Below are 19,851 nucleotides of genomic sequence, written 5' to 3' on the forward strand. Positions count from 1 at the left end.
CCAGAAATTAAAGGACTAAAAGATTAATATGAAATACCTAGTAACCGGTGCTGCTGGCTTTATTGGTAACTTTGTCGCAGAACGTTTGTGTGAACAAGGTCATGACGTAGTAGGGCTTGATAACTTAAATGATTATTACGATCCCAATTTAAAGCTGGCCAGATTAAAACGCATCGAACATTTAAGTACCTTCAGATTCATTAAAATGGATATATCTGATCGCATCGCAATAGCTAGGCTATTTGAAGATGAAAAGTTCGATCGAGTCATTCATTTAGCTGCGCAAGCGGGTGTACGTTACTCCATTGAAAACCCAATGGCTTATATTGATTCAAATATGGTTGGCATGGCGACTATTCTTGAAGGTTGCCGACACAATAAAGTACAGCATTTGGTTTATGCATCATCAAGCTCAGTGTATGGCGCCAATAAAAAAATACCCTTTGCCGAGTCTGACAGAGTCGATCATCCAGTATCGCTTTATGCCGCAACTAAAAAATCTAACGAGTTAATGGCGCATACCTACAGCCACTTATATTCATTACCGACAACAGGTTTACGCTTTTTTACCGTTTATGGGCCCTGGGGCCGACCAGATATGGCGCCATTCTTATTTACTGACGCCATCGCCAACGATAGACCGATTAAAGTATTCAACAATGGCAAAATGCAGCGCGACTTTACTTATATCGACGACATTGTTGAAGGCATTATTCGCATTCAAGATGTTATTCCAATGCCTACTGATAAAGCTACTCTAGACGAATCATCTGAAGCCTCAGCTTTTTATAAACTTTATAATATTGGTAATAATCAACCGGTAGAATTAGAGCAGTTTATAACCTGCATTGAAAATGCTTTAGGTAAAAAAGCAAATAAGCAATACTTACCCATGCAAGATGGTGACGTTGTCAGAACATTTGCTGATGTAAGCGGTTTAGAAAACACAATTGATTTTAAACCTAATACACAGTTGCAAGATGGTATTAATGAATTTGTTGAATGGTATTTATTATTTTTAGGTGACGAAAGATGAAAGTTGGTTTAGTTGGACGAGCGGATCATGATAATTTTGGTGATTCCTTAATGTTTGCATTTTATGTAAAAGAATTTAAAAAAATGGGACATGAAGTATTTATAGTAGGCGCGACCTCAATTTTTATGCAAAGGCTATTGGAGCAAAATTTGGAGTGCCAATTAATATACCTTGGTTCACTAAATTGCTTAGATAAAGTTTTTTTTATAGGTGGCGGGTACTTTGGTCAACCAGATCTGAAGGTTAGTCAATGGAGCAAAAGATTTATCGACGATTCATTTTTTTATAAAATATCAACTGAATTATTTTTAAATAAAACTCCTTATGTTATTTATGGAGCAGAAGTTGGTCCGTTAGATAATCGTAAAGTTAAAGAGAATGTAAAAATAATCCTTGAAAGAGCTGAAAGTATTATCGTCAGAAATAATAGTTCTGCAAGTTTTATTGAAAACGAGTTTGATTTGAAGTGCGCTGTATATCGTGATGTTGTATTAGGTGAAACTTCACGATATGTTGAAAATGTTGAAAATGTTGAAAATGTTGAAAATGTTGAAAATGTTGAAAATGTTGAAAATGTTGAAAATGTTGAAAATGTTGAAAATGTTGAAAATGTTGAAAATGGGGGCGTATTAACGATACATGCAACTGGAAAAGTCTTAAAAAACAATTTACTATCTGCAATAATTAGAAAGAAAATATTAGCCTTTGTTAAATCAAATGAAATAATTAAAGTTAATATACTTTTTGACCAATCTAGTTTTCCTGAGTTAATACCAAATGCAAACTCTTTTAGTGAAAAGATAAATGAATTTTGTAGTTCAGAGGTCATTTTATATAATGGCTTGAGCACAGTTTTAGATACACTTAAAACTAGTACTCACGTAATCACTACAAAATTACATGTTGGAGTAGTTGCTTTAAGCTTCGAAAAATATGTATTTTGTATTTCAAGTATGCCAAAAAACATAAGATTTTATAAGGAAGTTTTTAATGGTGCAGGTACAATTAGATTGTTTAACATATTTAGTCCTTTTTACAAAATAAAATTTAGTTCATTTGTTAAAGGTACTCATAATAATGAAAATTACTTATCATCAAAGCAATATATAGATAAACTTAATGTTTTGGTAGGTGGTAATTGAATCTATTCTTTATAGCAGTAAGTGCTTATTTGTTTTATAGGATATATAAAAAAAATGGAACGCTTAGTGTTGCAACAATGCATTCATTTTATTGCTTAGGCTGCATGGTTGTTATTTACACAGTTTTTTTACTAGATCTTAACAAAAACGATCTTGGTTTTACCGCTATGCCAATGCCTTATTTTGGTGACGTTATAAAAGAAGTGTTATTTATTTATATGTTACTAATAATTTCAGCTTACTATGTTAGTTTTCCTGTAATAAAAAAACCTCTACTAAATCATAATGACTTTTCTTTAAAGTTAAATATAATGAGTAAAGTAATTGGGAGCGTAGAATTTTTTTATATAAGTTTATTAGTATCAATCTTGTTTGGGTTGAGTAACTTAATTCATTTCCTGTCAATTAATGAATCTTTTTTCTACAGTAATACTTATTATCTTCTTCTTAAGGAAAGTGATTTATTAGGTTTAACATCTTCTGTAGGTAAAATTTATCATATTTTTTTTAGATATATCGGTTTATGCTTTGCTCTAATGTTTTTTATATCTTTTTTTATGAAAAAATATATATTAGCAATTGTTTTTTTTATATCTTCAATATATCCATTTATATTTTTATTATCTGGTGATTCAAGGTGGGCTCCTATGTACCTAGCCTGGGGCTTTATATTTATTAAGTTAGCGAAAAACCCATTTCTATTCATTTTAAATGCAATTTGCTTTTTTATGGTTTTAGTTAAAGTTTTGATTGGTCGTGAACTTGATTATCATGGTTTTAATCATATTTTTGATTTTTATGATTATTTTTTTGTAAAAGATATACCAATCTATATATTTGGTATATTTGTTAATATATTTGAAGGTGCTATGAATTTAGCGAACACTTTATTACATGAACCTAGATTTGATATTAAATATAAACTCTTGTCTTATTCGCCATTTTTTTCATTCATGGATGGTTTCTCTTTAATTCGAGATGATCTGAAATACAAATGGGCACCGAATGTACCAATGTCGTCATTGAGTGAGTCAATAAGCTTTGGTTATCAATATGTAATTTTTTTATTGCTGCCTTATTTTTACATAATGAAAAACATTGATTTAAGACTTAAACATGAAATAAATATAGTTAATGTTTTAGTGTTAGTGGTTTTTACCTATGTAGCATTTGGTTTACATACATATTCCATTAGAACATTTTGGAAAATCATAGTGTTTTTTTTCTTGTATTACTTAATTGATAATATACGTGCTAGGAAGAATATTTATGATTAAAAAGTTTTTTAGTACCAGTATTATTTCAGGTTTGGGATTAGGGCTGCAAGTTGTATTTATGTTGTATGCCGCTGATCGAATTACTATTAGTGAGTTTACAAGTTTAGCTTCTATATTGGGTTACTCTGTATTGTTATCCCAATTAATACTCGTAGGTTACCCACAGATATTAACCAGAATAACTGCAATCAAGAGCGACGATGCAGCAGAACTTGAATCATCACTAAATGCAATATTGTGTTTGTTGTTTTTTGTTTTCTTGTTGATTTCATTGAGTGGATTTATTAGTTTATTCTCGATATTGTGTATCTATCTTTTTATATTAAAGTTCTACTTAAAAAGAGTTTCTATGGGCTTAAACTGCTCTGAAAAAATAATTTTCTATGATGATCTGTTATGGATTCTACCTCCTTTATTGTATCTTTTTTATGATAACAACTACTTTTATCTACAAGTGTTTTTATTGTCTGGATTAGTGATATCGACATTACTTATGTTTGTCGTGAATATTTCTAGAGGTTATAGGATTAAGGTTGGATTTTCTAAAAATGTTTTTTATAAATATTTTTCACCAGCTTTTTTTGTAATATTTTTTCTGTTAGGTCGTCTAGTTATGAACAGACTAGATGTATTATTTGTTCAGGATAATTTTAATGAGCAAGTTTTTTCAGCGTATACTTTGGCCCATCGTGTTAGTTATTTGATTACTTTTCCGACTTTAATATTTGGCGTTATTTTTTCAGCTAAGGTATCGATTCTTTATAGAGCTAATAATAAAATTGAGTTATATGATTTTATTAAGAAATCAACATTGTTAATATTTTTTGTAAGCTTTGTTATTAGTGCTTTTAGTATTCTTTTACTTAATAGTTTTCTTACTGTTTATTCTTCAGGTCTGTATTTACAATACGAAAATTTATTTCAGGTTTTACTATTTTCACAGTTTTTAATATCTCTTTCTGGAATAAATCAAATGGTCTTAATGATGACTGGTAATGAGAAGTATATATCGTTAGTTTCTTTTTTTGCGTGTTTCTTATCATTATTTTATTTAACGATTTCAGAAAAAAATATATATATCGTTGCATGTTTATTAGTTTTCTATTCTACAATTATAACAGTTGCAACTTGGTATAAGACATTTAGGATTTTAAAGGAAAAATAATGTATTGTTTTGTAATTGGTCCATTTCCTCCACCAGTGCATGGTATGGCAAAAAACTTGAAAATATTCGCTGCAGATCTGAGTAAAGCAGCTAAAGTTAAGGTTGTAGATATAAGTCCAGGCACAATTGTTCGTGGTAGTAGATATCATTTAGTGAAGCTAAAAAAAGTTTTTTTTGGTTTATGTTATTTATTAAAAAACTGTGTTTTTTGTCAGGTTAAATCTATTTATTTACCTCCGGATGCAGGTTTTGGGGCGTTTTATACTTTGCTATTTGTTGTTTTAGCTAAAGTGTTTTCTATTCCGATATTTATGCATCATAGAAGCTTTTTGTATATTAATAGAAAAACAATATCTATGAGTTTGATCACGAAAATTCAGCCTGTAAATTCAACACATATCTTTTTGTGTTCACTAATGAAATTGAAATTTGAAAAGTTATATGGAAACATGTCCGGGATTATCGTATCTAATGCGCAATATGTTCAACCAATATCACAACCTAAAAAGTTCCAAAAAAAAATTGTCTTAGGTCACTTAAGTAACTTAGGTTATGAAAAGGGATTAAAGGAAGTGTTTGAATTATGCCATTCATTAAATCGCGTGGATGTCGACTTCCAACTTGAATTGGCTGGTCCTGCAGAAAATGATGAGGTACAAAAGTATATTAGCCGCCAACTGCAGATTTTAGGTAGTAAAGTTAATTACTATGGTTCCGTCAATCAGCAGGAAAAGAATAAGTTTTATTCAAAAATAGATGTTTTCCTTTTCCCTACAGAATACCGAAATGAAGCCCAACCTAATGTTTTATTTGAGGCGATGGCTTATGGTTGCCCTGCATTGACAATTAATACAGGCTGTATAAGTACCGATATAGATTGTAATTCTGGTTTTGTATTTATCGATCAAAATGATTTTAATTTACAAACACCAAACATAGTAAGTCAATTAGTTCAAAAGCCAGAACAATTGGAAAAATTGAAGCATTCAACATTAGATGCAATTACGAAAGCTTCATCTTCTGCAAAAAATAATTACGAACAGTTGATTAACAGAGTATCAAGGGGCTACTGATGAAGCTATTTCTTAAGAGCCTTAATTACTCACCAGAACTAACGGGTATAGGTAAGTACAATGGTGAGATGTGCCCTGAGCTCGTTAAGCGTGGTTTGGATATTACCGCAATAGTTGCACCACCTTATTACCCAGAATGGCAAGTTCATAAGGGTTTTGAAGCTTTTAGCTATAAAAAACAAAATATACAGGGCGTTAGTGTTTTACGTTGCCCTTTATACGTCCCTAAAAATGTAACCACCTTAAAACGAATTATTCATTTGGCATCGTTTGCAGTTACGTCAGCACTTGCTTTAACAAGCCGAATTTTTAATAAACCAGATGTGATAATGCTGGTGCAACCAACACTTTTTTGTGCGCCCTTTACATTGTTATATGCAAAGTTAACTGGTGCTAAAGCGGTAATGCATATTCAAGATTATGAAATTGATGCATTATTTGGACTGGGTATGATGGGTGATGGTGTGGCTGCAAAGTCTGTTAAGGCTGTAGAGCGTTGGTTAATGCGTCGCTTTGATGCGATTTCGACCATCTCGTACTCGATGATTGAAAATGCTAAAGCGAAAGGCGTCGATGCTGCAAATATCATTCATTTCCCTAATTGGTCTGACACTGAATTTGTTACCCCTGATACAGATGGCTCAAGTTTAAAAGCCGAATGGGGCTTTAGCGCTGACGATAAAGTTATTTTGTATGCAGGCAATATTGGTAACAAGCAAGGGCTTGAAATTGTACTTGAGGCAGCAAAGCATTTTTCATTGCAGCCACATATTAAGTTTGTGTTGGTTGGTGCTGGCGCGTATGTCGATACACTTAAAGCTAATGCATCCAAACTGCAATTAAGTAATGTATTTTTTAAACCACTGCAAGCCTGGGCAAAAGTGCCACAAATGTTGGCGCTTGCTGATGTTCATTTGGTTGTGCAAAGAAAGGGCGCGGCTGATGCCGTGTTGCCGTCAAAGTTAACCAATATTTTATCTGCAGGCGGGCATGCCATTGTTACCGCTGAAGCTCATACAGAACTTGGACAAATCGCGGCGAAATACCCAAATATTTATGATTGTGTTGAGCCCGAAAATACCGATGCTTTTATTACCGGTTTAAATACTCTGTTAAGTAGAGACTTAACCCAACCCAATAGCGTTGCACGTGGTTTTGCTGTGCAATTTTTAAATAAAAACCAAATTATTGATCAATTTGTGTCTGATTTAACGGCACTTGTTAGATCTAAACCTTAAGCAAGATACAAATATTAATTTTATTATTCGTTTTACAAAGGACATGTTATGACAAGTAAAGTCGCATTAATTACCGGTGTAACCGGCCAGGACGGCTCATATTTAGCCGAGTTTTTATTAGAAAAAGGCTATGAGGTACACGGTATTAAACGTCGTGCATCAAGTTTTAACACTGAACGCATTGATCATATTTATCAAGACCGCCATGAAACTAGCCCTAAGTTCTTTTTACACTATGGCGACTTAACTGATACCTCAAACCTGACCCGTATTTTAAAAGAAGTACAGCCAGATGAAGTGTATAACCTGGGTGCACAAAGCCATGTAGCCGTGTCGTTTGAAGCGCCAGAATACACAGCCGATGTTGACGCTATTGGGACTTTACGTTTGCTTGAGGCTATTCGCTTTTTAGGGCTAGAGAAAAAGACTAAGTTTTACCAGGCGTCTACCTCTGAGCTATACGGTGAAGTACAGGAAATACCACAAAAAGAAACCACGCCGTTTCACCCGCGCTCACCTTATGCTGTTGCCAAAATGTATGCTTACTGGATTGTAGTTAACTACCGTGAATCATATGGCATGTATGCCTGTAATGGCATTTTGTTTAATCATGAGTCACCGCGCCGTGGTGAAACCTTTGTTACCCGTAAAATTACCCGTGCATTAGCCAATATTTCACAGGGTTTAGAGAAGTGTTTGTACCTGGGTAATATGGATGCGCTACGTGACTGGGGTCATGCTAAAGATTACGTCCGTATGCAGTGGATGATGTTACAACAAGATGTGGCTGATGACTTTGTTATTGCTACCGGCAAGCAAATATCTGTACGTGACTTTGTGCGCTTGTCAGCGAAAGAGTTAGGTATTGAGCTTGAGTTTACTGGCTCTGGTCTTGATGAAGTGGCCACAGTGGCATCGATTACCGGTGACAATGCGCACGCGCTAAAAATCGGTGATGTGGTAGTGCGCGTTGACCCTCGTTACTTTAGACCTGCTGAAGTTGAAACCTTATTAGGTGACCCATCAAAAGCCAAAGCTATTTTAGGCTGGGTGCCTGAAATTACCGTTGAGCAAATGTGCGCTGAAATGGTACTAAATGATTTAGGTAAGGCTAAGCAGCACGCTATTTTAAAAGCGCACGGTTATAACAATAGTGTGTCGGTAGAATAAGTATGACGACTAAAACCGTTTTTGTTGCAGGCCATCGCGGCATGGTGGGCTCTGCTATTGTACGTCAGTTAAGTGCTGATAATAGCGTTAAGTTAATCACTCGTAGCCGTGATGAGCTAAATTTGCTTGATCAACAAGCCGTGTTTAATTTTTTTACTGAACACAAGATTGATCAAGTGTATTTAGCCGCCGCAAAAGTGGGCGGCATTGTGGCTAATAACACTTACCCGGCTGAGTTTATTTATCAAAACTTAACCATACAAAACAATATCATTCATGGGGCGCATTTGGCGGGCGTGCAAGATTTATTGTTTTTAGGGTCATCTTGTATTTACCCCAAGCTTGCCGCGCAACCTATGGCCGAAACGGCTTTGCTGACAGACACATTAGAGCCAACTAACGAGCCTTATGCCATTGCTAAAATTGCTGGTATTAAGATGTGTGAATCTTATAACCGTCAATATGGCCGTAATTATCGCTCGGTGATGCCAACTAATTTATACGGTGAAAATGATAATTTTCACCCTGAAAATTCGCACGTTATTCCTGCGTTAATTCGCCGTTTTCACGAAGCTAAGTTAGCGCAAGCTGAAAACGTCGTCGCCTGGGGCTCTGGCAAACCTATGCGTGAGTTTTTACATGTGGATGATATGGCTGCGGCCTCTATTTATGTGATGAATCTCGAGCAACCTACCTATGACGCTAACACTCAACCTATGCTAAGCCACATTAATGTTGGCACAGGTATTGACTGTACTATTCGTGAGTTGGTTGAAACGGTTGCGCAGGTAGTAGGGTATAGCGGCAATATTGAGTTTGATGCGACTAAACCGGACGGCGCACCGCGTAAGTTGATGGATGTGTCGCGCCTAGCATCACTTGGTTGGACCGCCAGTATTGAGTTAGAGCAAGGCTTACAAACAACCTATGCCTGGTTTTTAGCTAATCAACACAGCTTTAGAAAGTAGGCCTGACTATGTTGCTTGATCAAGACACGTTTTCAACGGTTATCAAAAGCGCACCTTTGGTGTCTATTGATTTAGTGGTGATAAATGGTGCAGGGCAAGCATTATTGGGGCAACGTTTAAATCGCCCTGCTAAAGGTAGTTGGTTTGTACCCGGTGGCAGAGTATTAAAGGATGAGTCTTTAAGTGCAGCCTTTAAGCGGTTAACACTGGATGAGTTAGGGTGTGAGTTTGATATTTCGCAAGCATCACTTATAGGGCCTTTTGATCATTTTTATAACGACAATGTGTTTGGTAAAGAGTTTACAACACACTACGTTGCCCTAGGTTATGTGCTGCAACTTGATAGTGAATTAACGTTATTACCTTTAAATATTCAACATGGACAATATCAATGGTTTGATATTTCAACGCTATTGATTGATACCGCTGTGCACCTTCATACCCAATGGTATTTTGAGTCACAGCAGGTTGAGAATTTAATAAAGGCTTTAGTAAAGGATTAAGCATGATTTTACCTGTAATTATGGCGGGCGGTTCTGGGTCACGTTTGTGGCCTTTATCGCGTCAACAATTCCCTAAGCAGTTTCTTACCTTATTTGGTCATGATTCTATGCTGCAAAATACGGCAAACCGTTTGCAGGGTGTTGAGCATGCACCTGCAATGGTGATTTGTAATGAAGCCCATCGTTTTGCAGTAGCTGAACAGTTTAGAGTGAATAATATTGCTAATAGCGGGATTATTTTAGAGCCAGTTGGGCGTAATACCGCGCCCGCCATTGCGCTAGCCGCATTAACTGCCCTTAGCCGTGGTGATGACCCATTATTATTGGTGTTGGCAGCAGATCATGTGATAAAAGATGAAGCGGCGTTTTGTCGCTCAGTGGCACAGGCGACAGATTTAGCCTTGCAAAATAAGTTAGTCACCTTTGGCATAGTGCCAACGGCACCAGAAACAGGCTATGGCTACATAAAGCGCGGTCAGGCGCTAGCCGTCTCTAGCGCTGATGCTGATTCACAAAGTGCTGATATTGGCTTTGAGGTTGCTGAATTTGTTGAAAAGCCACAATTAGCTACGGCTAAGCAGTATGTTGAGTCGGGTCAGTATTATTGGAATAGTGGCATGTTTTTGTTTAAAGCCAGTCGCTATATTGAAGAATTAGCCCGTTTTAGCCCTGATATTTTAGCGGCATGCGAAAACGCCCTTAAACAAACCCATTATGACGCTGATTTTATTCGTATTGATCAGACTATTTTTGAAACCTGTCCAGATGATTCTATCGATTATGCTGTGATGGAAAAAACCGATCAGGCCGTGGTAGTGCCTATGGATTGTGGTTGGAGTGATGTGGGCAGTTGGTCTGCGTTATGGGAAGTGTCTGACAAAGATGAATACGGTAACGCCTGCCGTGGTGATGTGATTAACATTAATACCCGTAATAGTCTGGTGCATGCAACAGACAAACTGGTGACCACCATTGGTTTAGATGATGTGGTAATTGTTGAAACCAAAGACGCCATTTTGGTGGCAAAGCAATCTGAAGTGCAGCAAGTTAAACAGATAGTTGAGCAATTAAAAGACGAAAACCGCAGTGAATGGCAACATCATCGTGAAGTGTATCGCCCATGGGGTAAATACGACTCGATTGATAACGGCGGTCGTTTTCAGGTTAAGCGTATTACGGTTAAGCCTGGGGCAAAATTATCAGTGCAAATGCATCATCATCGCGCCGAGCATTGGATTGTGGTTTCAGGTACCGCCAAAGTGACTAACGGTGACAAAGAGATTTTATTGACTGAAAATCAATCGACCTACATTCCTGTTGGTGTGATCCATGCGCTAGAAAATCCAGGCAAACTGCCGCTAGAGCTTATTGAGGTTCAGTCTGGGTCATATTTAGGCGAAGACGATATTGTTAGGTTTGAAGACAGATACGGGCGTATTGATATTAAGGAGCCTGGCTCATGTTAATCAGCCATAACGTTGTTGCTAACAGCGGCATAGCATTTGGTACCAGTGGTGCCAGAGGCTTAGTAGAAGACTTTAGTGCTGATGTTTGTGCGGCGTTTACTGTGTCGTTTCTTGAGACTATGCGATTTTCATTTAGTTTTAATACGGTTGCAATAGCAATTGATAATCGCCCTAGTAGTGTTTTTATGGCTAAGGCCTGTGCTACGGCAGCGCAACAACTGGGTATACAGGTCATTTATTATGGCGTAGTGCCAACCCCTGCTTTGGCTGTTAAAGCCATGGCGTTAGCTATTCCAGCCATTATGGTGACGGGGAGTCATATCCCTTTTGACCGTAATGGACTTAAGTTTTATCGCCCAGACGGTGAAATTAGCAAAGCCGATGAATCATCAATAGTAAACGGTCAGTTTGCTTATGAGCCATTACAAACGTTAGTTGAACTTATTGAGGACGACTCAGCGGCTTACGCTTATGTTGCCCGTTACAGGAGTTTATTCGACACAAAGTGGCTTACCGGTAAGCGCATTGGTATTTATCAGCATTCGAGTGCGGGTCGTGATTTATATCCTGGTTTATTTGAACAATTAGGTGCTGAGGTTGTATTAATTGGCCGTAGCGATACCTTTGTTCCTATCGATACTGAAGCTGTCAGTGAAGCTGATTGTCAAAAAGCGATTGAGTGGACTGCGCAGTACCAGCTAGATGCGTTGTTTTCAACCGATGGCGATGGTGATCGGCCAATGCTTGCAGATGAACACGGTCAATGGTTACGTGGCGACATATTAGGCTTGTTATGTGCCCAGGCTTTAGCGATTAAGGCTTTGGTAATACCGGTAAGCTGTAATACCGCTGTTGAGTTGTCGCAATCATTTGATTTTGTGATGCGCACTAAAATTGGCTCACCCTATGTGATTGCTGGTTTTTCATCTCTGAATCAAGTTTATGATACCTATGCCGGTTTTGAGGCAAATGGGGGGTTTTTATTAGGCTCTGACGTTAGCTTTAATCAGCAACACTTAGCCGCATTGCCAACTCGTGATGCCATATTGCCAGTACTTATGGCGCTGTTTAGTGCCAGAAATAGCACAGTTTCATCTTTAATTTTAAATTTACCTAAACGTTTTACTCACAGCGATAGGTTAACCGACTTTGCTGTAGCCAAAAGCCAGCAGATTATTAAATTTGGAACGAGTTTTCCTAAGAAGTTGTTGAACCAACTTGGGCTGCTTGGCAATGATAGCGTTAAATTAAACGCGATAGATGGACTTAGATTTACCTTAGAAAATGGCAATGTTGTGCATTTAAGACCTTCAGGTAATGCACCTGAATTTCGTTGTTATGTTGAAAGTCATAGTGCAAAACAGGCTAAACAGTGTGTAGACGCAGTATTGTCACGTCTATCCGTTATTAATATAGATAATTTATTGGGTGAATTAAATGGATAGACCATCCCAGTTACAGTTCTCTCGCACTAATTCTAGTTTTATACTTAGAATGATTGATATGACCATTATTGTGTGTTCACTACTGTTGATTATGCAGGGTTATAAGGTGGCATTTAATAAAGATTATTTATTGGTGCTGGCAGGGGTATTACTGTTATTTAGTTATATTAGTGAATCATTTAGCTTATATCGCTCGTGGCGTTTAGGTAAGTTTTCTAATATGTGCCGAGTGTTGGTTGCGGTTATTGTTATTTGTTTTTTACTCACATTTACCACATTATTTTTATTTAAATATACCGAGCTATATTCGCGGGTGGTAATGACGGGCTGGTTTATATTATCGGTAGTATCATTAGTTGCCTGGCGCATGGTAGTGCGTGAAGTAAAGCGTGTGCGCCGCATACGGGGCTACAGTGTTCAAAAAGTCGCGATTATTGGCTTAACCGACACGGGCATGAACCTGTATGAAGAGATTTGGAAACATGATGAGCTTGGCTTTGATTGCGTCGGCTTTTTTGATGACAGAGACCCTAGCCGGATTGAAAAGCACGAGCCTAAGTTGATTGAGGGCAATATTAATCTTGCCATTGAATTAGCTAAAAGTGGCGACATTCAAAAATTATATATTTGCTTACCTTTATTAGCTGAGCAGCGCATTGCTGACATTATTGAGCAATTGGGTAATACCACGGTAGATGTGCTGATTACCCCTGACTTTTTAATGAAAAACCTGATGCATGCGCGTATTGGTAGTGTGGGTGATGTTGATACCATAAGTGTGTTTGAGTCACCGGTAAATGGCATGAAGCGTTTTTATAAGCGCAGTTTTGATGTGGCATTCAGCTTTTTCGCCATTATTGCCATATCGCCTGTGTTATTAGCTGTGTCTATTGCTGTGTATATCACCTCACCAGGGCCGGTGTTATTTAAGCAAGACAGATACGGCCTTGATGGTCGTAAAATTAAAGTGTGGAAGTTTAGGTCGATGACGGTAACTGAAAATGCTGGCATTGTTACCCAGGCCAGTAAAGGGGACGCGCGGGTAACTAAAGTGGGCGCGTTTATTCGCCGCACCTCATTAGATGAGTTACCGCAGTTTTTTAATGTGTTATTGGGTGATATGTCGGTGGTTGGCCCAAGGCCCCATGCGGTATCGCACAATGAACAATATCGTAAGTTGGTAAGCTATTATATGCTGCGCCATAAGGTGCTACCGGGCATTACCGGCTGGGCGCAAGTGAACGGTTGGCGCGGTGAAACCGACACATTAGATAAGATGGAAATGCGCATTGAATATGACCTAGCCTACATTCGTAACTGGACCCTGTGGTGGGATGTAAGAATTGTGTTTATGACCTTATTTAAAGGCTTTGTTGGCAAGAACGTGTATTAAAAGATTTAACCTTGTAAGTGAAGTTTGCTCAACCCTGAGATTAACCTTTGGCTTATTGATAACGGGCGTATAGACCTGATAATAACCTTAAGCCAATGTCATCAGTGACTCGATGACTGTTTATAAATAGATAGAGTGTTAGCAAAGGTGCAGTGAAGTTAACAGCTAACTTTTTAACACTGACTTATTAGCATTGGCTCAATTGATAGTTTGGTCATAGCTAATCAACAAGTTGTTAACAAAGTCGTTAGGTAAGTTGTTAACTAAATTGTCAAGTAGTAAGAAGGTATGATTTTTTGGGTTATGAGGCATTAAGTCCTTATAATTCAATTGGCATGCCGCTAAAAATTGATTAAAAGATTGATAGTTTAAAATGAAACCGATAGGCTGTCGTGAAAATTTCACTTCACCTGTTTTACATGCTTTTTATAAGGATATACAAGATGAACGGCCCATTTAAATACAGTTATTGTTGTGCAGCGTTGCTCAGCGTGTTTGCTTTGTCGCCAGCTTTTGCTGCAGATGAACAGCCTGGCGTGATTCAAACGTCTTCTGGCATTGATTTAATTCCGTATCTTAATACTGGTTTTAAATATGATGACAACATTGCCAGCACTAAAACCTTTAAAACAGACAGCTGGATTTTAGGTATTACCCCTGGTTTGCAAGGTCAATTATTGGATGGCAATAATGAATACACCTTCCAAACCAATATTGATTACGGTAACTTTTTAGACAGTTCTGACGATAACTTCTTAGATTTTAATCTAGGTGGTGCAGCAGATGTTGAACTAAACCAGTCAAATAAGTTTAACGTTAATGCAAACTATGATGCTGGCCATGAAGAACGTGGTAGCGGATTATTTGAAGGTAATGGTGATTTACAAAATGAACCTGCTACTTTTGACAGTTACAATGTAGGTGGTTTTTACGAGTACGGCGCACAAACAACCCCTGCGCGCGTGCAAGTGAATGCCAATTACTACGACAAAGAATTTACTAACTTTGAAGCCATTACTGTCTACCGTAATTATTCTGACACTGAGTATGGTGCCAGCTTTTATTACGACAGTGGCGCATCGGTTAGCTGGGTTTTTGATGCTAGCGTAGTGAACACTGATTACCAGATTGCTGACTTAAGTGGCGACCGTGACAGTACTAGTACCTTCTACCGTGTGGGTGTGGACTGGGAAGCAACCGCTGCTACCGCAGGTTCTATCCGTATTGGTAACCAGGAAAAAGACTTTGATAATTCAAGCCGTGATGACTTTAGTGGTTTATCGTGGGACGCCAGTGTGACATGGTCGCCATTAACGTATTCTGCATTGACATTCAATACCGGTAACAGCGCTAAAGACCCTAATGGTGCGGGTAACTATATTGAGTCAACCACCTATGGCGTAAGCTGGGACCACGGTTGGAATGACTTTGTATCAACTAACGTAAGCTATAACCAAACCGATGATGACTATAACGGCGTTGACCGTCAAGATGAGCTAAAAGTGTTCTCACTTTCAGCATCTTACGTGACCACTCGTTGGTTAACACTTGTAGCGGGTGTTGATGTGACCGATAGCTGGTCTAGCGATGAAAACTTTGGGTTTGATCGTAACGTTTATTATATCAATGCTCAGATGACATTATAGGTTTTAAGATGAAGTGGTTTTTTATTCCGTGTTTGTTTGCCTTGCTTGTACTGCTAAGCCCGATAACGTCTGCGGAAGCAATTGATGACAGTTATCGCTTAGGTGCAGGTGACACCATTGTGATTAAAGTGTTTGGTGAAGATGACCTGACACTTGAAACGCAAATCACCAATAGTGGCAAGGTAAATTACCCTTTTTTAGGTACTCTTTCGATTAAAGGCTTGTCGATAAAGCAAGTTGAAGAATTGGTATATAAAGGTTTAAAAGGGGATTATTTGGTTGAGCCTAATGTGTTTGTTGGCATTGTGCTATATCGACCATTTTATATTCACGGTGAAGTTAAAAAACCTGGTGGCTATCCCTACCAGCCAGGCATGACAGTCAATCAGGCTGTCGCCCTGGCAGGGGGGCTTACCGAACGTGCCTCGCAGGAGAAAATTTTTATCTCACGCGAAGGGACAAAGTCAGAATCAGTGAACGGTACTATTAATAGTCAAATTAGCGCTGGCGATACTATTACTATTGAACAGAGATTTTTTTAATGACGTCGCAAGCCCATTTGTTAATAAACGAGCCGAACACTGCTGAGCAAACCAGCGAGCAGGTGATTGATTTACGCAAGCTGATTAAGCCGGTATTGCAGTCAAAGTGGCGTATTTTATCGTTCGCGATGTTAATTACCGCATTAACCACCTTTGTGGTGTTTAGCTTACAACCTATTTTTAGCTCGACCGCCACCTTACTGATTGAGTCAGAGCAGGCGCGGGCGATTAAAATTGAGCAAGTTTATGGTATGAATTCTGGCCAACAGGAATACTATTTAACTCAGTTTGAAATTATTAAGTCGCGCTCTATTGCTGAGCGAGTATTTAACCAATTAGATTTAATTAATCACCCTAGTTTTGAAGCTAAGCCTTCAGCCTTGTCACAGGTAAAGTCGCAGGTGATATCCTGGTTAGATTTTTTACCGATGGACCTCAGCGAGGCTGAAGTTGATGATACGGCTAAAAAGCAAAAGTTAGTTGATGATTTTATGGCAGACATTAGCGTGTCGCCTGTGCGTAAAACCCAGTTAGTGAACATTAGCTATAACAGCCCTGATGCTAAATTAGCCGCGGCTGTGGCCAATGCCATAGGCGATGCTTACATTGTTAGCCAGTTAGAGGCTAAGTCAGGTATGACCCAAAAAGCCAACGTATGGCTGGGTGGGCGTTTAGAAGACTTACGCATTAAGTTAGATGTGTCTGAGCAAAAGCTTGAATTTTTTAAAACCCAAAACGGCCTGGTTGACGTTGAAGGCGTAACCGCGTTAGACGCTAAAGAGCTTGAGCGTTTAAGCGACGAAATTACCGTTGCCAGATCAACCAAAGCACAAGCAGAAAGCTTTTTAGCGGTAGTAAGACAATATGGTAAGTCAGACATTGGTCGCCTAGAAAGCTTGCCTGAAGTGACCTCGCACATGTCGGTGCAAAACGTTAAAAAAGACGTGATTTTAGTTGAGCGTAAAGTGTCTGAGCTATCACAGGTTTACGGCCCTAAGCACCCTAAAATGATTGGTGCCAATGCCGAGCTAGCCACAGTGCAGCAAAACCTACGCACTCAAATTGGCCGATTAGTGCAGGGCATTGAAGATGAAGCACAATCAGCTACCCAAAAACTAAAAGCCCTAGAAGCGCAATTTAGTCAGTCTAAAGGCTCGTTCCAAAACTTAAGTTCAGTGGACACTGACTACCGTAGACTGGTACGTGAAGTTGCCACTAACCGTCAGCTATTTGAAAGCTTTTTGTCACGCCAAAAAGAAACCGAAGTGACCGGTGACTTTGACTCGCCAGTGGCACGCTTTACCGATTACGCTGTGATGGCGTTAAAGCCGATAAAACCGAAGAAAAAACTTATTGTAATATTAGCCTTTGTGGCCAGTTTAGGCCTAGGTATTGTATTGGTATTAGTGTTTGATTCGATGAATGACACCATTAAGTCTACCGCTGAGGTTGAGCAAATACTGGGGCAGCGTGCATTAGGTTATTTACCTAAAGCCGGCAAAAAAGAGACCTTTGATCAAATTAACTTTGCCTTTTTTGACCCCGAAAAACGTCTGCATGCTGAAAGTGTGCGATCGATTCGTACTTCAATGTCATTGCTGGCCATTGGTGAGCCCTTGTCGGTGATTGAGGTGACGTCTTCGTTTCCTAACGAAGGTAAAACCACAGTGTCGATGAATATCGCATTTGCCTATTCAGCCATGGAAAAAGTGCTTATTATTGACGCCGATATGCGTAAACCGAATATGGGTATGCGTTTTGGTTTGCCTACGTTTCAGCATGGTTTGGCCAATTACCTTACCGGTACTGATGCACTAAGCCATTGTATTGTTGAAAACATCAAACCCAATGTTGATTTAATGCCAGCTGGGGCAATACCGTTAAACCCGCTAGAGCTGTTATCTTCGCCTAAGTTTGCTGAGTTGTTGGCCGAGTTAAAAGGCCAGTACAGCAAAATTATTATTGATACGCCTCCGGTGCATGCGGTAAGTGATGCTTTAGTGATGTCGTCACATGGTGATGCCGTGGTGGTCGTTGTTAAGGCAAATCATACTCGCACAGAAGCGATTAAACTGACACTAGCTAAGTTAACCCAGGCCCGCGCTAAGGTGTTTGGGGTGGTATTAAACCAATTTAATACTGATGAAGCGCGCCAGTATTATGGTCAATATGGTTACTATGAAGCCTATGGTCATGATGCTAACGCTAAAACTAATGGAAAGTCTGCATAGTGTTTGATTTACATTGCCATATTTTACCTGGCATAGATGATGGGGCTAATTCGATTGACGAGGCCCTGGCATTACTTGAATTAGCCGAACAGCAAGGTATTACCCATATGGTGGCCACGCCACATATTCATTTGGGGGTGTTTGATAATAATATCAGCACAATTACTGCAGCATTTGAGTTATTGCAGCAAGAGTATGCACTAAGCGGCGGTAAGCTAAACATTCGTGCCGCAGCTGAAGTGCGTATTTGCCCTGAGATTATGTTTTTTATTGAACGGCAACAATTGCCTTTTATTGGCAAGTTTGCCGATAAAGATGTGCTATTACTTGAGTTGCCTAGCAGCCACATTACCCCTGGCACAGATAAGTTAATCGGCTGGCTGTTGTCTAAAAATGTTTTACCTATGATTGCTCACCCTGAGCGAAACCGCGAGCTACAAGCCCACCCTGAACGGATTGAGTTATTTGCCAGGTTAGGCTGTTTATTTCAATTAACCGGGGCTTCGTTACTGGGCGATATGAGCGACGCGGCTAAAACCCTGGCTGAGAAATGGATTATAGAAAAGCGCTACACCATAGTGGCGTCTGATTGTCATAGTGTGAACAGGCGTCCGCCAAAGCTTGCCCAGGCATGGCAAAGAGTGTGTGAGTTAACAGATAAACAGTACGCTGATGATGTTACCCGCAATACGCCTGCGTTAATTTCTGCTTGTTTATTTAATGATTAATATTGTATGTCGATAAAGCGTTATTCCCGCCAGTTTTTTTTACTATTGCTTTTGCTAGGCTTAGTCAGTTTATTGCCTTTGGTGTTTAACCAGGGCGTATCGAGTGCTTACCATTTTAAATCTAATTTTTACCTTACTGCCTGGCAAGGTAAAACGGCTATTGATGAAACCCAATACCGTGATGCCTTAGCGGCCGCAACCAAAGCTTATGATTTAAATGATACTAGCCCGCATTATGCTATTACTTTGGCTAAAGTAATGGAGTGGGGCATTTATTCAGGTTTTGACGCGTTTACAAACGACGAGTTTAACCACTTATTTAACCAGGCCATTAAGCTGCGCCATAACTGGCCTGCGGCATATAGCGATTACGCGTTTAATTTGGCATTTTACCAGGCTAGACCCGATTTAGCCTTTAAGCAGCTGCGCCTTGGGCTAGATTATGGCGCTTTTGCCCCTGAGGTTGTGCAACAGTTACTAATGGTTGGTTTTGCCAATTGGGACAGTATCACTATAGAAGATAAGTATTTAGTGTTTGAAACCCTAAAAACTGCCGCCGGAATGGGTTATGACACCCGTCGTCATCTTGCTAGTGTTATGGGGTTGTTCCAGAAACAGTCTGTAGTGTGCAGCTATTTTAACCACCTGACAGAACCGCTAGCAGAAAACACTGCTAACTGGATAGAAAATACCTTGTGTAAAAAACGTTAGTGTGACGAGCAGCGAATCATCTGTCCCGTCACCTGTCGTCATCTCGGTAATGCTTCTGGGCCGGGATCTATGACGTCACCCGGGTATGTTTCTACTACGTCATCCGGGTAAGTTTCT

At 39.0% G+C, this 19,851-nt stretch carries 17 protein-coding genes; all 17 read left to right on the forward strand.

From position 1 onward, the window contains the following. Window positions 1-28: 28 nt before the first annotated feature. The 17 genes from FJ709_RS06970 (at window position 29) to FJ709_RS07050 (ending at window position 19,734) form a co-directional block, all read left to right on the forward strand. Window positions 29-1,036: an NAD-dependent epimerase gene (locus FJ709_RS06970; protein ID WP_226414796.1), complete on the forward strand. Its 1,008-nt coding sequence runs from the start codon at window positions 29-31 to the stop codon at window positions 1,034-1,036. Further along, window positions 1,033-2,178 (forward strand): polysaccharide pyruvyl transferase family protein, encoded by a 1,146-nt coding sequence (locus FJ709_RS06975; protein ID WP_226414799.1) that lies wholly within the window; start codon window positions 1,033-1,035, stop codon window positions 2,176-2,178. Before FJ709_RS06970 ends, FJ709_RS06975 begins: the two co-directional genes overlap by 4 nt. Continuing rightward, on the forward strand, window positions 2,175-3,455 hold the full coding sequence (locus tag FJ709_RS06980; RefSeq protein WP_226414802.1) for a hypothetical protein: 1,281 nt from the start codon (window positions 2,175-2,177) through the stop codon (window positions 3,453-3,455). The genes FJ709_RS06975 and FJ709_RS06980 overlap by 4 nt, the downstream gene beginning before the upstream one ends. Continuing rightward, on the forward strand, window positions 3,448-4,620 hold the full coding sequence (locus FJ709_RS06985) for a lipopolysaccharide biosynthesis protein (RefSeq protein ID WP_226414804.1): 1,173 nt from the start codon (window positions 3,448-3,450) through the stop codon (window positions 4,618-4,620). Before FJ709_RS06980 ends, FJ709_RS06985 begins: the two co-directional genes overlap by 8 nt. Continuing rightward, entirely contained in the window at window positions 4,620-5,693 is a 1,074-nt protein-coding gene (locus FJ709_RS06990; protein WP_226414807.1) for a glycosyltransferase family 4 protein, read from the forward strand. The genes FJ709_RS06985 and FJ709_RS06990 overlap by 1 nt, the downstream gene beginning before the upstream one ends. Next, complete coding sequence (locus FJ709_RS06995) at window positions 5,693-6,931, forward strand: WcaI family glycosyltransferase (protein ID WP_226414809.1); 1,239 nt, start codon at window positions 5,693-5,695, stop codon at window positions 6,929-6,931. Before FJ709_RS06990 ends, FJ709_RS06995 begins: the two co-directional genes overlap by 1 nt. A 48-nt stretch (window positions 6,932-6,979) precedes the next feature. Continuing rightward, window positions 6,980-8,101 carry a GDP-mannose 4,6-dehydratase gene (gene gmd, locus FJ709_RS07000; protein ID WP_226414811.1) on the forward strand — a complete coding sequence of 374 codons (1,122 nt, stop codon included), beginning with the start codon at window positions 6,980-6,982 and terminating at the stop codon, window positions 8,099-8,101. 2 nt (window positions 8,102-8,103) lie between these two features. After that, the gene (gene fcl, locus FJ709_RS07005; protein ID WP_226414813.1) at window positions 8,104-9,069 is read left to right on the forward strand and encodes a GDP-L-fucose synthase; all 966 of its coding nucleotides are present in this window, start codon (window positions 8,104-8,106) and stop codon (window positions 9,067-9,069) included. Window positions 9,070-9,077: 8 nt separating this feature from the next. Then, entirely contained in the window at window positions 9,078-9,572 is a 495-nt protein-coding gene (locus tag FJ709_RS07010) for a GDP-mannose mannosyl hydrolase (RefSeq protein ID WP_226414815.1), read from the forward strand. A gap of 2 nt (window positions 9,573-9,574) precedes the next feature. Continuing rightward, a complete protein-coding gene (locus tag FJ709_RS07015; RefSeq protein WP_226414817.1) occupies window positions 9,575-11,038 on the forward strand; it encodes a mannose-1-phosphate guanylyltransferase/mannose-6-phosphate isomerase in 1,464 nt (487 codons plus the stop codon). Then, window positions 11,032-12,483, forward strand: coding sequence for a phosphomannomutase (locus FJ709_RS07020; RefSeq protein WP_226414819.1), 1,452 nt, complete (start codon window positions 11,032-11,034; stop codon window positions 12,481-12,483). The genes FJ709_RS07015 and FJ709_RS07020 overlap by 7 nt, the downstream gene beginning before the upstream one ends. Continuing rightward, entirely contained in the window at window positions 12,476-13,876 is a 1,401-nt protein-coding gene (locus FJ709_RS07025; RefSeq protein ID WP_226414821.1) for an undecaprenyl-phosphate glucose phosphotransferase, read from the forward strand. Before FJ709_RS07020 ends, FJ709_RS07025 begins: the two co-directional genes overlap by 8 nt. 443 nt (window positions 13,877-14,319) lie before the next feature. Next, window positions 14,320-15,522, forward strand: coding sequence for an outer membrane beta-barrel protein (locus tag FJ709_RS07030; RefSeq protein WP_226414823.1), 1,203 nt, complete (start codon window positions 14,320-14,322; stop codon window positions 15,520-15,522). 8 nt (window positions 15,523-15,530) lie between these two features. After that, window positions 15,531-16,064, forward strand: a complete 534-nt coding sequence (locus tag FJ709_RS07035; RefSeq protein ID WP_226414825.1) for a polysaccharide biosynthesis/export family protein — start codon at window positions 15,531-15,533, stop codon at window positions 16,062-16,064. Next, a complete protein-coding gene (locus FJ709_RS07040; protein ID WP_226414827.1) occupies window positions 16,064-18,295 on the forward strand; it encodes a GumC family protein in 2,232 nt (743 codons plus the stop codon). The genes FJ709_RS07035 and FJ709_RS07040 overlap by 1 nt, the downstream gene beginning before the upstream one ends. Continuing rightward, entirely contained in the window at window positions 18,295-19,023 is a 729-nt protein-coding gene (locus FJ709_RS07045) for a tyrosine-protein phosphatase (RefSeq protein ID WP_226414829.1), read from the forward strand. Before FJ709_RS07040 ends, FJ709_RS07045 begins: the two co-directional genes overlap by 1 nt. 6 nt (window positions 19,024-19,029) lie before the next feature. Further along, the gene (locus FJ709_RS07050) at window positions 19,030-19,734 is read left to right on the forward strand and encodes a hypothetical protein (RefSeq protein ID WP_226414831.1); all 705 of its coding nucleotides are present in this window, start codon (window positions 19,030-19,032) and stop codon (window positions 19,732-19,734) included. Window positions 19,735-19,851 lie beyond the last annotated feature (117 nt).

The sequence above is a fragment of the Shewanella glacialimarina genome, assembly GCF_020511155.1.
Taxonomy (GTDB): Bacteria; Pseudomonadota; Gammaproteobacteria; order Enterobacterales; family Shewanellaceae; genus Shewanella; species Shewanella glacialimarina.